The sequence below is a fragment of the Actinoplanes sp. CA-252034 genome (assembly GCF_050956125.1).
In the GTDB taxonomy this organism is placed as follows: Bacteria; Actinomycetota; Actinomycetes; order Mycobacteriales; family Micromonosporaceae; genus Actinoplanes.
The window spans coordinates 3,780,933-3,794,420 of record NZ_CP191846.1 but is presented as its reverse complement, the minus strand read 5'-3'; the positions used below and the strand labels follow the sequence as shown (position 1 = coordinate 3,794,420).

The following is a 13,488-nucleotide window of genomic DNA, read 5'->3' as shown; positions in this document are numbered from 1 at the left end:
CCCGGTGCCTCCGCCTCGCCGGGTCACGGTCACGGCGCCTGGAATCCGGCCCCGGTGAGCACCTTCGACCCGTCCGCCGACAGCACGTAAGCGATGAACGCCTGCGCCCCGGCACCGTTCTTCGCGTCCTTGAGCGCGACGATCGGGTAGTCGTTGATCGCCGTCGCCGACTCCGGGAACTCGACGGCGTCGACATCGCCGGCGGCCGCCTTCGCGTCGGTCCGGTAGACGAGCGCGGCGTCCACCTCGCCCAGTTTCACCTTGGACAGCGCCGCCTTCACGTCCTGCTCCAGCGTCACCGGGGTGACCTTGACGCCGGCGGCCTCGATCGCGGTCTTCGCGGCGGCGCCGCACGGCACCGCTTCGGCGCAGAGCGCCACCTTGAGTTCCGGTCTTGTCAGGTCGGCCAGCCCGGCTAGGCCTTTCGGGTTGCCCTCGGCGACCGCGATGACCAGCTGGTTCCTCACGAACGTGGTGGGCGTGCCCTCGCTGTTGCCGGCGTCGACCACGGCGGCCACGCTCTTCGGGGAGGCGGAGGCGAACACGTCGGCCGGGGCGCCCTCGTTGATCTGGGTGGCCAGCGCCGAGCTGCCGGCGAAGTTGAACGTCACCCTGACCCCGGGGTGGGCGGCCTCGAACTGCTCACCGATCGCGGTGAACGACTCGGTCAGCGACGCGGCAGCGAAGACGGTGATCGAGCCCGTCACGTTGCTCTCGCCGCCGGAACCCGCCGCTCCGGGCTCGTCCGCGCCGGCGCCGCACCCGGCGAGAGCGATGAGGGCGGCGAGCCCGATGGCCAGGATCCTCAACTGGGCCTCCCCCGGTGTGCCACGGCACGCTCCACGACGACCGTGGTCGATTTGATCACTGCCACGGCGATCGAGCCGACCTGAAGGTCCAGCTCGTCGACGGCTTCCCGGCTCATCAGCGACACCACCCGGAACGGCCCCGCCTGAATGTCCACCTGCGCCATGACGGTGTCCTTGACCACGGCGGTGACGATCCCCCGGAGCCGGTTGCGCGCCGACGACTCGTCAGCGCGATCGTCCGGATCGTTGCCCTTGGCCCGCACGAACGCGGCCAGCTCCACCCCGTCGATCGTGCGGTGCCCGGCCTCGTCACGCCCGGCGGGCAGCCGCCCGGCATCGATCCACCGGCGCACGGTGTCAGCGCTGACGCCGAGAAGCTCGGCCGCCTCACCGATCCGAAACTCCGTCACGCCGGAACCCTATCGCCTCCGCATCTGCAACCCAAAGTGCCGATTGAGACCCGCAGATGCGGCTGGCGAGCTGTCGTCACCCTCGCTGTGGGGCGGTGGCCCAACCGACCCGGCACGTCAGGGGCGGGGACCGGCTGCGGAAGGGCGGCGACCAGGCGTTCGACCTGGGCGCGGATCTCCGGGACCGCGGTGGACTCCCAGGAGCGGCCCCGGCGCAGCGGGCCGACCAGCCACAGGCCGGGGCGGATCCGGCCGTCGGTGTCGGCTTCCAGCCCGAGGCCGTGCGGGCCGGTCTCCACCAGGCCGTCGGTTAGCAGGCCGGTGAGCACGGAACCGGCCGAGGACGGGAGCGGGCCGGGGCCGGTGCAGGAGATGACGGCGGTGTACCGGCGGGGGGCCTCGCCCTCGATGTGGACCAGCAGGCCGCCGCGCGGGTCGGGCTCGATCGAGAGCAGGTGGCCGGAGCGGACGCGCAGCGTGCCCTGGTCGCGGAGGCGGTTGATGCGGGCGGCGATCGCCGGGGCCATCCGGTGCCGGTGCACCTCCCAGTAGCGCTGGACATGCCGCAGGAATCGCTCCTGCGCGGCCGGATCCAGGCCGTTCCACAGGCGGTCGGCGTTGTGCCGGACGTATTCGACCACGGCGGTCCAGTCGGCGCCCTCGGCGACGGCGGCACGGACACGGCGCAGCAGTGGGGCGAGCTGGGCCGACTCGGCAAGCGCGAGATCAACGGCGGGTGCGGATCTCTGCGGGTGAGTCTGGGGCAGCAGGCCGCGACGCGAGAGAGCCTCCATCCGTACGCCCCGCGCCTGCTCGTTGAGGGTCAGCGCCACGTCGATCGCTGTGAGCCCGCTACCGAGCAGCAGCACGGCGGCCTCGCCGTCCCGATCCCCGTCGTTGAGCCCACGCCCCGCGGAGGCGGCGGTCACGGCCGGTGCCGGGGAAGGGGGAGACGCGGTCACGGCGGGGGCGGTCCGGGCGGCGGACAGAGCCCGCGTCAGGGCGCCGGGGGTCCACGGGTCGGCCACGAAGGCGGGGCTGCGCAGCGCGGCGGCGGAGACGGCGGCCGGTGGGCGGGACGGCGGATTACCCAGGGCGAGGATCACCTGGTCAGCGTGGATCCGGCACCCGTTGGCGTCGGTGATGGTGTAGCCGGACTGCTCCGCTCGTACCTCCACCGCTTTCGCCCTGTGATGAACGAGCCGGGAGCCGGCCGCGGACGCCGCGGCAGCCAGGTGGTCGGACAGGTAATCGCCGTACCAGGCGCGCGGCAGGAAGGTCGCCGCGTCGGCCGGGAGGCCCCGGGCCCGGCACCAGCGCAGCAGGTGCTGGGGGTCGGTGGGGTCGGCCGACATCGTGGAGACGCGGGAGTTGAGGAGGTGCCAGGGCTCGGCGGCACCGTAGGCGACACCCCGGCCGGGCCGGTCCTCGGGGGAAATCACAACTGTCCGCCATGCGGGATTTCGCGTTATTGCGGCTGCCGCGAGAGCGCCGCTACACCCGCCACCGATGATCGCGACGGTGTTTCGGCTGCGCCCGGTTGTTGCGGCCGTGACCGTATTGCGCACAACGCTGCTGGTCATTGCATTGCCGCCTCGGTCGCCAGCCGCCTGGTACAGCAACAGTGCATCGGATCCTCCCGCTGATCGCTCCCGCGTTCAGCAAACCATATAACCCGTCGGCTTTATAGGCTATTCGGCGCGAATTCAGTTGTTAACAGTTCCAGCCTTCCCCGGACCGTCCATCGTGGATATGGTGATCAGCGCCTTTGGCACTACGGGGGGTAACCGAAGCGCAACAAACTGATACCCCCTTCCCTCATTCCGGAAGGACCTTTCGTCTTGTCTGAGACTCCGTTGTGGCTGCAGGGCCGGTCGGCCGTCATCGAAGCCGCTGACCCGTCGGAATTCCGGCACGGCACGCCCGACTACCACCTGTCGCACACGGTCATGCCCGAGCAGCGCACCACCGACCACGCACCCGGTTCGCTGGAGGCGATCGTCGAGTCGATCGTGCAGGTCTTCGAGATGGAGGTCTCGCACAAGCACGACCCGGCGACCTGGGTCTCGATGGTCTCCGAGAAGTTCCGCACCAACGTCAACGGCGGCGGCTGGGCGTCCGCGCAGAACATCGCCGACCAGGGCAGCTACAACGTGCTCATCGGCGACAGCCCGTTCTACCGGGTCGGCAAGGAGTCGTTCGACAGCCAGCACGACATCTTCCACGGCGCGTTCCCGAACGGCTTCTACTGGGAGGTCCTCGAAGTCCTCAGCCCGCCGCCGGTGGTCGCCTTCAAGTGGCGGCACTGGGGCGCCTTCGAGGGCGAGTACCACGGCTACCAGCCGAGCGGGAAGACCATCGAGATGTTCGGCATGAGCATCGCCAAGGTCGACGACGATCTGAAGCTTCTCGAGGTCGAGCACTACTACGACCCGAACGCCTTCCTCGGCAAGCTCACCGGCGGCTGCCCGATCGCGCACTGAGGTCTTCGCGGGCCGGTCCTCCCACCACGCCGGGAGGACCGGCCCGATCAGTTCACCGACTCAGTTCATCGACCGGAAGGGCTCCGGCGGGGCGGGCCCGCATCGGCCATCATGCCAATTCGCCATGAGAAATCACGAAATGTCGGTCTGAGCGGACTACCGTTCCCGTTAACCGGTGCGACGGAAGGCGGTCCGCGGTCATGCTCCCGAGAAGCAGCGCCATCGCCGTGGTCACCGCGGCCGGCGCCGGGCTGCTCGGCTGGCTCACCGGCCGCTACCTGCACCGGCCCGTCCGCACCTACACGCAGGAGCGGGAGATGCTGGCGGCCGTGGCCGACCAGTCGGCCGACGCGATCATCGCCTGCACCCTGGACGGCACGCTGACCGTCTGGAACAACGGCGCCGAGAGCATGTACGGCTGGTCCGCCGAGGAGGTGCTCGGCACCCCGTTCCGCGGCATCCTGCCACTGGGCGCCGGACCCGCCCTGGACCGGGCCCTCGCCGTGCTGGCAATGGGCGGGCACATCCACCTGGAGGAGACCCGCCGGGTCCGCCGGGACGGCAGCACGATGCTCGTGTCGGTCACCGTCTCGCCGATCCGCAACGAGCAGGGCGTCGTCGTCGCCGCGGCCGCCACCGAACGTGACATCACCGAGAAGAAGCGGTTCGAGGCCGAGGAGAAGCGGACCATGGAGCGGTCGGTCCGTGCCGCCCGCCTGGAGAGCCTCGGGCAGCTGGCCGGCGGGGTCGCCCACGACTTCAACAACCTGCTCGCCATCATCCTGAACTACGCGGACTTCCTGGCCGACGAGGTGACCGGCGACGGAGCGGCCGACCTGGCCCGGATCCGCGACGCCGCCGACCGGGCCCGCGCGCTGACCGGGCAGCTGCTGCTGTTCGCGAAACGGGAGCCCACCCAGGTCGAGGTGGTGGACCTCAACGAGGTCGTGAACGGCTCCGGGGAGCTGCTGGCCAGGACCATCGGCGCCGACGTCCAGCTCGTGTGCCGACCGTGCGGCACCGCGGTTCCGGTGCGGGCCAACCGGGGACGGCTCGATCAGATCCTGCTGAACCTGGTGATCAACGCCCGGGACGCGATGCCGGACGGTGGTGTCGTGGTGGTGGAGACCGACCTCATCAGGATTCGGCGCGGGTCGGGCGTACAGCTGCCGGAAGGTCGTTATGCCCGGCTGACCGTGAGCGACACCGGAACCGGGATGACCGCGGAGGTCCGTGATCGGCTCTTCGAGCCGTTCTTCACCACGAAACCGGCGGACCGCGGCACCGGGCTGGGCCTGTCCACGGTCTACGGGATCGTCGGCGACGCGGGCGGGCACATCAGCGTCGACTCGGCGCCCGGCGTCGGCACCACCTTCCGGATCCTGCTGCCGCACGCCGCCGCACGGGCCGGCGACGACGGACCGCAGCCGGTCCAGGCCCGGCCGAGCGGCGACGGGCAGCGGGTGCTGGTGATCGAGGACGAGGATTTCGTACGCGACCTGGTGGTCCGCATCCTGCAGGAGAACGGCTACCGCACCACGGCGATCAGCGAGGACACCGTGGCCGGGGCCGACCTGGCCGACGTCGCCCTGCTGATCACCGACGTGGTGCTGCCCGGCCGCTCCGGTCCGGCCATCGCCGCCCAGCTGACCGGCCGCTGCCCCGGCCTGCGGGTGCTGTTCATGTCCGGTTACAACGACGCCGAGCTGCGCCGCCGCTACGACATCCCCGCGTCCACCCGCATCGTCCAGAAGCCCTTCACCGCCGTCGAGCTGCTCGCCGGCGTCGGTGAGGCGCTAGCCCCACACCTCGTCGGCGGTCTCGGCGATCAGGCGTAGTTTGGCGACCTGCTCGTCGTAGGTGAGCACGTTGCCCTCGACCGTCGACGAGAACCCGCACTGCGGCGACAGGCACAGCTGCTCCAGCGGCACATAGCGGGCGGCCTCGTCGATGCGGCGCTTCAGGTCGTCCTTGGACTCCAGGGCGCCCCGTTTCGTGGTGACCAGGCCGAGCACGACCACCTTGCCGGGCGGGACGAAGCGGAGCGGGGCGAAACCGCCGGAGCGGTCGTCGTCGTACTCCAGGAAGAATCCGTCGACGGCCAGCTCGCTGAAGAGCGCCTCGGCCACGAAGTCGTAGCCGCCCTCGGCCGCCCACGACGACCGGAAGTTGCCGCGGCACATGTGGGTGGTCACGTTCAGCCCGGCCGGCCGGTCGGCGATCGCCGCGTTGGTCTGCCGGATGTAGCGCAGATGCTGATGCTCGGCGTCGTCACCCCGGTCGGTGAGCAGCCGGCGCTGCGCCGGATCGTTGAGGTAGGCCAGGCTCGTGTCGTCGAGCTGCAGATACCGGCAGCCGAGGGCGGCGACCCGGCGCACCTGCTCGGCGTAGGCGGCGCTCAGGTCGGCCCAGAAGCGCTCCTCGTCGGGGTAGACCGCGGGATCGATCGCGGCCCGCCCACCCCGGTAGTGGACCATGCTCGGTGACGGGATGGTCAGTTTCGCGGTGACCCCGTCACCGGTCTCGGCACGGAGGAACGCGAAGTCGTCGCCGAAGATCGTCTCGTTGATCGTGATCGGCCCGTCGACGGCCAGCGCCGCCGACTCGAAGTCCAGCTCGCCGCCCTCGTTGCGGAAGTGCACCTGGATCTTCTCGTCGGTCGGCCGGATCCCACCCAGCCGGTAGATGAAATCCATGTGCCAGGAGGTACGCCGGAACTCCCCGTCGGTGGCCGACCGCAGCCCCACGTCCCGCTGCATCCGGACCACCTCACGGATCGCATCGTCCTCGACGAACCGCAACTGCTGCGCGGTGATCTCGCCGAGCGCATGCTGCTCGCGGGCCCGGAGCAGGCGCGGCGGCCGCAGCAGGCTTCCCACGTGGTCGGCCCGGAACGGAGGGGTATCACGGAGCGTCATTGGCGCGGCCTCCTTCAGTAAGGTTCCGTTGTCAACCTACGCCGGAGGATGATCAATGGCCATCGATGCGATCCGTTCCGGGTGGCGGTGCCGCAATCCGATCTGGACGATCTGCACGAGCGCTTCGTGCGGACCCGCTGGCCGCGCCACGAGACACCCGGCCTCGACCAGTCGACGATGCGGGAGCTCACCGGCCGCTAGGTCCCGGGCGCATTGCCGCTGATCCTCACGCACGGCTGGCCAGCCGGGGCATCGAACGGATCGCCGCGGCCTGGGCCACCCTGATGGCCGGCCCCGGCTACACCCGATACGGCGCGGCCGGCAGCGACCGGGGCACCAGCGTCAGCAGGTCTCCTCGGGGCCCTCGATCCCACCCCCGTCGCCGGCATCCACCTGATCCCGCCCCTGGCGGGCCCGCAACCCGGCGATCATCTCACCGATGCCGAGGGGTCGGCCTCAACCCTTCTGGGGGTACGCGCAAAGCACTCGTCCGCCTACTCCGAGGTCCATCGGACAGCCCCGCAGACCCTCGGATACGCCCTGCTCGACTCCCCCGCCGGCATGCTGGCGTGGATGGGCGAGATCTCCTGACCTGGGGCGACGGCCTGAACCCGGACCAGATCCTGGACCAGGTCACCCTCTACTGGCTGACCGGCTGCGCCCCGACCGCCCCTCTACCACGAGAGCATCGACCGCGTCGCCACCTGGATCGACGCACCGCCACCGACCTGGTCACCAAGACGCCCGCCGCCCTCGACCCCCGGGACTGGCCACCAAGACGCACCGCCACCGACCTGGTCACCAAGACGCCCGCCGCCCTCGACCCGCGGGACTGGCCACCGCGACGTCCGCTGCCCTTGACCGGGGGACTCGTCACCAGGACGCTCCCTGCCTTCGCCGAGGCCTTCGCCGAGGACGAGCACGAGGACAGGCGCACACGTACGCCGATCGTGCGACCCCAGCCACGCCCCCACGACCACCAGCTCACACGAAACCCCGATCGTGGGCTCCCACCAACGCCAGGGCGACGACCAGCGCACACGCAACCGCTACGTGTGCGCCCATCACCGCCAGCGACCACAGAGAAGATCGACTACACGGACTACGGGCATGCGTGGGACGGCGTCCCGCACACTGGTCACCCCCACAGCAGGCCTTCTACGCGCAGCAGAAGCCCTGACTCCAGAAAGTTCCTGGAGAGCGGCCGCAATCGGAGGCCTGGCGGGACCCGCCGTGGATCGGAGGGCCGGGTCGTCGACGCCGGTGTCGCGCCGCAGTCGCACCCGAGCAACGGTTCGGGTGGGCACAAGGCCCACCACCGGGGCGTCCGGTGCACCCGGTAGGGGAACCCGGGCTCGGTCACCGACCGTAGACGGCGGCGAGAACACCCGAACCCGGCAGGTAGGCCGGCCGGGGCGGCGGTGACCTGACACAGGCGGCGGTGACCCGGCACAGACCCTGACCTCGGAAGCTCCCCAGCCCGCCGGCCTCGCGTCACGCCGACGATCAACGCGCCCACTGCCGGGGTCCGGGCGCTCTCTCGTCCCCCGCCGGGGATGCTCGCGCTTTCCCATGTCGGCTCAGGGGTGCTCGCGGATGGCGGAACGGATCGTCCGGCGGTGGGCGGTGGCCAGCAGGTAGCCGATCGCTCCGGCGGCCAGCCAGGCCAGGGTGTGGCCGATGCCGGCCGGGCCGAGTCCGGCGTCGGCGGTGATCGCGCGGATCGCCAGGACCGGCCCGTGGCCGGGCAGCAGGCCGTCGAGGGTGGTCACCCAGGAGGGCACCCCGGAGACGACGGCCGCCGCCAGGACGACGACCGGGACCAGGAGGGCCAGGATGCGGCCTCCGCTGCCGAAGGCGACGGCGATCGCCTGGTTGATCAGCAGGAACGTGACAGCCACCAGGACGTCGACGAGCAGCAGGGCGGCGAGTTCGACGGGGCCGGGCCGCAACAGTGCCCCGGCGACCGCGGTGACGAGGACCGCCTGACCGGCTACCAGCAGCAGCGGAACGCGGGCGTTGACGAGGGCGAGTCGCCAGGTGCTGCCGGCCCAGGCGAGTGGGTCGCGGGCCGCGGCCGGGGTGACCTGGAAGATCACCATGGCGCCGATCCAGAGGGCGATCGCGATGACCGCCCCGGCGATCAGGTCACCGACGCCGATGTCGTCGCCGGTCACGCCGGCGACCGGGGTGGCGGCGACGGTCTTGAGGTGTTCGCGGTCGGTGTCGCTGTAGTGGGGCACCTGATCGCGGCCGTCTCCCAGTGCTCCGGCGAGGCTGCCCGCGCCGTCGGCGAGTTTCGTGGATCCGTCGGACAGCTTCTGTCCGGCGTCGCCGGCCTCCCGGGCGCCGTCGTTGAGCCGTCCCGCCCCGGTCGCGGCGTCGGCTGCCCCGTCTGCCAGCTGTTCCGCGCCGGTGGCAGCGTCGCCGGTGCCGTCGGCCAGGCGTCCGGCGCCCTCGGCGAGCGTGCCGGCGCCGGTGGACAGACGACGGGCGCCGCGGTCGACGGAGGCGGCACCGTCGGCGGCCTGACGAGCGCCGGTGGAGAGCTTTGCGGCGGCGGTGTCGGCTTTGCCGATCGCGCTGACCAGCTGCGGTGTCTTTCCGGCCAGGGTTTCGGCGCCGTCGGCGACCTGTTCGGAGCCGTCGGCCAGGGCGGTGATGCCGTTGCGGACACCGGCGACCTGCCCGCGTACGCCGTCCTTGGCGCTCTCGGCATCACCGGCACGGGCGACGATCCGGTCGGCGAGGGCCTGGAGCTGGTCGCACAGGTCGGCGGGTGTCTCGCACCGGTCGGCGAGCTGCCGGATCCGGGCGGCTTCGGCGGTCAGGTCGGGCAGCGTGTCGATGCCGTCGAGGGCGCGGTCGGCGAGCGGGACTACCGTGTCGGCCAGCTCGCGGTTGCCGTCGGCGACCTTGCGGGCGCCGTCGGCCAGGGCGCGGGTCTGCGCGGGGAGGGCGGCGGTGCTGTCGGCGAGGGTGCCGAGGCCGGTGGAGAGTTGTCCCGCGCCGGTGGAGAGCTGCCGGGTTCCGGTGGCGAGGGCGCCGGTCCCGCGGGTCAGAGCGGTCGCGCCGCCGCCGAGCTTGCGGGCGCCGCCGGCCAGGTCACCGGCGCCGGCGTCGAGTTGTTGCAGGCCGTCGGCGAGGTCACGGCTGCCGTCGTCGAGGCGGCCGAGGCCGGCGGCCAGTTCGTCGCTGCCTTCGGCGAGCCGGCGCAGGCCGACGACGAGTCGTCCGTTGCCGTCGGCGAGGCGGCCGGCGCCGTCGGAGAGGTCACCGGCACCGTCGGCGGCCTGGCCGAGCTGGTCGTGCATGCGGTTGAAGCCGAGGTACACGTTGTCCAGATAGGTCTCGACGACGGTCCGGTTGAGGGTCGTGACGGCCGCGTCGGTGAGGGTCCGGGTGATGACCGGATCGACACCCGCGACGGTCCGGGAGGCGGTCACATCGATACGTGCCTGCCGGGCCGAGGCCACGCCGCCGCCGGAGGCGGCCGCATCCTTCCCACCGGAAGAGGCCGTGGAATCACCGCTGGAAGGAGTGGAATCACCGCTGGAAGATGCGGAATCACCGCTGGAAGGAGTGGAATCCCCGCTGGAAGCAGCAGACTTCCCGCTCGAAGCCGCCCCGGACACCCTGCTGGAGGAAGCCGCGGAATTCCCGGCGGCCGAGCCCGCAGCAGACGCGTCGGAGGACCGCGCGCCGACCGAAGACGCCGCGGCCGAAGGGGCGGCGGCCGAAGGGGCGGCGGCCGAAGGGGCGGCGGCCGAAGACGCAACCGCCGAAGGGGCGGCGGAAGCGGAGGACGGGGAGGCGGAGGACGGGGAGGCGGAGGGAGGCCCGGCGGCGGGCGGGTTGGCGGCGGGCGGGTTGGCGGAAGCGGGGGACGACGGAGCGGCTGACGATGCGGCGGAGGAGACGGCCGCGGCGGAGAAGTCGGGCGGGATGGTGACGGCGACCGCGTAGCCGCCGGTCCGTAGGCCGTCGGCGGCGTCGGCGGCGTCGGTGAGCACCCACGTGTAGTCGTCGCCGGTGTGCTCGACGAGGCGCCCGGCGAGCTCCCGGCCGAGTGGAATGGTCTGCCCGTCGCGCTGCACCGGCTCGTCGAGGTTGACCACGGCGGCGGTCACGGTGCCGAGATGTTCGGCGGGGCGGTCGAAGGCGCCGATCAGAGCGCCGGCGACGACCACCGGCACGAGGAGGATTCCGGCGCGGCGGAGCCTGTTCATGCGTACACCTCGGAGGGGTTGAGGTTGATCGTGCGGGTCGCGCCGAGGCGCGGATCGTGGTCACGGACGGTGACGATCACGGTGGATCCGTCGTGGGCGGCGGCCCGCAGGGCACGCTGGGCCGCATCCCGGTCGGCCTGTCCGGCGATCTCGTCGAGGCCTTCGACAAGGAGCAACGGCGGCGCGAGGCGGGCGGCGGTCACGGTCTGCCGGCCCGGCTCGGCGAGCGCGGGACACCGGATCAGGACAGCCCGGAGGCGTACGGCCGAAGCGCGCTGTGGCAACACGAACCCGAGCGTCTTCGCCGGTGCGGGAAGGTCGGCGACCCGTCCGCCGATCGCGTAGAGGAGGTCCCGGGTGGCGGCCGGCTCGCCCACGATCTCGACGATGTCGCCCGGCCCGGCCCGCAGCACGTCCGGGGTGAACCCGGCGATCGCCACCACGTCGCCGGCGCCCGGTTCGGGCCAGTCGGCGAGGGTCAGCTCCCGGGCGAGCCCCTCCCCTTCGACGTCGAGGGACGGCAGCGCCCGGTCGAGGCGGGCGGGCAGCCACCAGGCGCGGTCGCCGAGCAGTCGCAGCACCGCCGGGACCAGTGTCATGCGGACCAGGAACGCGTCCACGAACACGCCGACGGCCAGGGCGAACGAGATGGGTTTGATCGTGGCGCTGCCGTCGGGCACGAACGCCGCGAAGACCGCGAACATGATCAGCGCGGCGGCCACCACGACCGGGGCGGACGCCCGGAATCCGGTGCCGATCGCCTGCCGGGCGTCGCCGGTGTGCACGTATTCCTCGCGGATCCGGGAGACGAGGAACAGCTCGTAGTCCATGGCCAGGCCGAACAGGACGCCCATCAGGATGATCGGCAGGAAGCTGATCACGCTGCCGGTGTGGGAGACGTGCAGCGCGCCGGCGAGCCAGCCGCGCTGGAAGACGAGCGCGGTGGCCCCGAAGGCGGCGCCGACCGAGAGCAGGTAGCCGGCGGTGGCTTTGACCGGGACGGCGATCGACCGGAACACCATGGTCAGCAGGACGAGGGAGAGCCCGACGACGAGCAGCCCGAACGGGAGCAGCGCGCCGCCGAGCCGGGCCGAGACGTCGATGCCCACGGCGGTGATGCCGGTGACGGCGACGCGTGTGCCGTACTTCTCGCGCAGCCGGTGGACCAGGTCGGTGGTGGCCTGTGAGTCGGGGGCGCTGTCCGGGACGACCTGGACGATGCCGACCTGCCCCTTCGGGTCGGGGGTGGCCAGGGCGATCAGGGCGACGCCGGGCAGTTTGCCGATCTCGGCGCCGAGCCGGTTCATGTCACCGACCGGGTCGCGGCTGGAGATGACGCTCGTGGTGACGAGCAGTGGGCCGTTGTAGCCGGGTCCGAAGTGCTCGGTGATCGTGTCGTAGGTGAGCCGGGCCGGGCTGCCGAGGGCTTCGCTGCCGTTGTCGGGCAGGGCGAGGCGGAGCTCCCCCGCGGGCAGGGTGGCCACTCCCAGTCCGAGAACGATCACGAGGATCGTGATGATCGGGCGGCGGGTCGCCAGGCGTACCCAGTGATCGAAGACATTGATCCGGGGAACCCGGAACGGAAGCCGAAAGCGGGACCGGCGGCGGGGACGCAGGCGCTCGCCGGCCACGGCCAGCAGCGCCGGGATGAGGGTGACCGCGATCAGCACGGCGACGACCACGGCGAGGGCCGCGGCCAGGCCCATCGTGGTGAGGAACGGTATGCCGGCGACCATCAGCCCGACCAGGGCGATGACCACGGTGAGCCCGGCGAAGACGACGGCGGAGCCGGCTGTGGCGGTCGCCCGGGCGATCGACTCGTCGACGTCGAGGCCGTCCCGGAGCTGGTCGCGGTGCCGGGAGAGGATGAACAGCGCGTAGTCGATGCCGACGGCGAGGCCGAGCATCACGGCGAGCATGATCGCGGTGGACGGCACGCCGGTGAAGGCCGTAAGCCCGTAGAGCAGCGACGCGGACAGGCCGACGCCGAGGACCGCGGTGAGCAGGGGGATCCCGGCGGCGAGCATCGATCCGAAGGTGATCAGCAGGACCATGAGCGCGACGAGCAGTCCGAGCCCTTCGGTGGGGCTGAGTCTGGGGATCCGGTCGGCGAAGGCGTCGCCGCCGGCGAGCACCCGCGCGCCCGGTCCGGCACGTTGTCGCAACTCGTCGGCGACGACGGTGAGCCGCTCGCGGGTGGCCGGCTGGACCTCGGTGCCCGAGACGTCGAGCTGGACCGTGATGATCGCGGCCGTCCCGTCGGCGGAGACCGCGCCCTTGATCCGCTCGTCGTAGGGCGAGACGACCGCGACGACGTGCTCGACGCCGGCGGCCCGGTCGGCGGCGTGGGCGACGGCCTCGCGGACCGGGCGGTCCCGCACGTCGCGGCCGCCCGGCAGCGTCAGCACGATCTTGGCCGAGGCGCCACTGACCTGCGGGAAGATGCGGGAGAGGGTGTCGAGGGCGGCCTGTGACGACGAGCCGGGGATGGTGAACTCGTCGTCGGCGCCGGCCGAGATCAGGTTGCCGGCGCCGGCCAGGGTGAGTATCGCGAGGAGCCAGAGCGCGATGGTCCGGGCGCGGTGCCGGACCACGGCGGTGGCGACGCGATAGAGGATCGTGGACAGAGCCGACCTCCG

The 13,488-nt window shown here is 71.9% G+C and carries 9 protein-coding genes; 3 read left to right on the top strand and 6 right to left on the bottom strand.

Features of this window, described 5'->3' with window-relative positions; translation table 11 throughout:
- Positions 1 to 29: 29 nt before the first annotated feature.
- Genes modA through ACQPZW_RS17040 form a run of 3 tightly spaced genes read right to left on the bottom strand, consistent with a single transcriptional unit; the run spans position 30 to position 2,802 of the window.
- Entirely contained in the window at positions 30 to 809 is a 780-nt protein-coding gene (gene modA / locus ACQPZW_RS17050) for a molybdate ABC transporter substrate-binding protein (protein WP_433795859.1), read from the bottom strand.
- Complete coding sequence (locus tag ACQPZW_RS17045; protein ID WP_433795858.1) at positions 806 to 1,219, bottom strand: TOBE domain-containing protein; 414 nt, start codon at positions 1,217 to 1,219, stop codon at positions 806 to 808. Before ACQPZW_RS17045 ends, modA begins: the two co-directional genes overlap by 4 nt.
- Positions 1,216 to 2,802, bottom strand: coding sequence for an FAD/NAD(P)-binding protein (locus ACQPZW_RS17040; protein ID WP_433797564.1), 1,587 nt, complete (start codon positions 2,800 to 2,802; stop codon positions 1,216 to 1,218). The genes ACQPZW_RS17045 and ACQPZW_RS17040 overlap by 4 nt, the downstream gene beginning before the upstream one ends.
- A 258-nt stretch (positions 2,803 to 3,060) precedes the next feature.
- On the opposite strand from ACQPZW_RS17040, the gene ACQPZW_RS17035 reads away from it, so the two are divergent.
- The gene (locus ACQPZW_RS17035; RefSeq protein ID WP_433795857.1) at positions 3,061 to 3,702 is read left to right on the top strand and encodes an ester cyclase; all 642 of its coding nucleotides are present in this window, start codon (positions 3,061 to 3,063) and stop codon (positions 3,700 to 3,702) included.
- 200 nt (positions 3,703 to 3,902) lie between these two features.
- Positions 3,903 to 5,540 (top strand): ATP-binding protein, encoded by a 1,638-nt coding sequence (locus ACQPZW_RS17030; protein ID WP_433795856.1) that lies wholly within the window; start codon positions 3,903 to 3,905, stop codon positions 5,538 to 5,540.
- Here the strand turns inward: ACQPZW_RS17030 and ACQPZW_RS17025 are convergent.
- Positions 5,499 to 6,620: a 5-methyltetrahydropteroyltriglutamate--homocysteine S-methyltransferase gene (locus ACQPZW_RS17025; RefSeq protein WP_433795855.1), complete on the bottom strand. Its 1,122-nt coding sequence runs from the start codon at positions 6,618 to 6,620 to the stop codon at positions 5,499 to 5,501. The two genes, ACQPZW_RS17030 and ACQPZW_RS17025, sit on opposite strands and share 42 nt — an antisense overlap.
- Before the next feature lie 81 nt (positions 6,621 to 6,701).
- On the opposite strand from ACQPZW_RS17025, the gene ACQPZW_RS17020 reads away from it, so the two are divergent.
- The gene (locus tag ACQPZW_RS17020; protein WP_433795854.1) at positions 6,702 to 6,821 is read left to right on the top strand and encodes a hypothetical protein; all 120 of its coding nucleotides are present in this window, start codon (positions 6,702 to 6,704) and stop codon (positions 6,819 to 6,821) included.
- 1,379 nt (positions 6,822 to 8,200) lie between these two features.
- Here ACQPZW_RS17020 and ACQPZW_RS17015 read toward each other — a convergent pair.
- Both ACQPZW_RS17015 and ACQPZW_RS17010 read right to left on the bottom strand, forming a co-directional pair.
- Positions 8,201 to 10,849: a hypothetical protein gene (locus ACQPZW_RS17015; protein WP_433795853.1), complete on the bottom strand. Its 2,649-nt coding sequence runs from the start codon at positions 10,847 to 10,849 to the stop codon at positions 8,201 to 8,203.
- The gene (locus tag ACQPZW_RS17010; RefSeq protein ID WP_433795852.1) at positions 10,846 to 13,443 is read right to left on the bottom strand and encodes an MMPL family transporter; all 2,598 of its coding nucleotides are present in this window, start codon (positions 13,441 to 13,443) and stop codon (positions 10,846 to 10,848) included. The genes ACQPZW_RS17015 and ACQPZW_RS17010 overlap by 4 nt, the downstream gene beginning before the upstream one ends.
- Positions 13,444 to 13,488 lie beyond the last annotated feature (45 nt).

What these genes read in the sequence shown, in the direction of transcription:
- ACQPZW_RS17030 (WP_433795856.1), top strand. Translation starts at nt 3,903, where the DNA reads ATGCTCCCGAGAAGCAGCGCCATCGCCGTGGTCACCGCGGCCGGCGCC.
- ACQPZW_RS17015 (WP_433795853.1), bottom strand. Translation starts at nt 10,849, where the DNA reads ATGAACAGGCTCCGCCGCGCCGGAATCCTCCTCGTGCCGGTGGTCGTC.
- ACQPZW_RS17040 (WP_433797564.1), bottom strand. Translation starts at nt 2,802, where the DNA reads ATGACCAGCAGCGTTGTGCGCAATACGGTCACGGCCGCAACAACCGGG.
- ACQPZW_RS17025 (WP_433795855.1), bottom strand. Translation starts at nt 6,620, where the DNA reads ATGACGCTCCGTGATACCCCTCCGTTCCGGGCCGACCACGTGGGAAGC.